We start from the raw sequence: 396 nt of genomic DNA on the forward strand, positions 1-396 counted from the left end.
CGCACGACGATGGACGGTCATTTTGTCGCTTGGGCTTTCGCCACAGGTCGCCAACCCGTATCGACAGCGAATGCTGCAAGACGCTCCTCCCCCAATCGTCGCGCCAGCGGCTCTGCCGGACATCGTCGTGACCGCCGCCCGGCTGCCCCCAGCGGCGGCGGATGCGGCCTTTTCAGTGGTGCGGATCGATCAGGCCGTATTGTCCCGCTCGGCGCGGATCGACGAGGCCCTGCGCTCCGTCCCGGCGGTGTCGCTGTTTCGCCGGACCACCAGTCTGGCGGCCAATCCGACGACCCAGGGGCTGTCGCTGAGGGCCATCGCGCCGTCAGGCGCGGGACGGACGCTGGTGCTGCTGGACGGCGCGCCGCTGAACGATCCGTTCGGGGGCTGGGTGAT

The 396-nt window shown here is 69.4% G+C and carries 1 protein-coding gene; it reads left to right on the forward strand.

Translation table 11 applies throughout. The annotated features are described in order from the left end of the window. Positions 1 to 70: 70 nt before the first annotated feature. On the forward strand, positions 71 to 396 hold a 326-nt coding region (locus tag QSJ47_RS08175; protein WP_285603026.1), incomplete at its 3' end, for a TonB-dependent receptor plug domain-containing protein.

This window comes from Helicobacter sp. NHP22-001, assembly GCF_030270165.1.
Lineage (GTDB): Bacteria > Campylobacterota > Campylobacteria > Campylobacterales > Helicobacteraceae > Helicobacter > Helicobacter gastrofelis.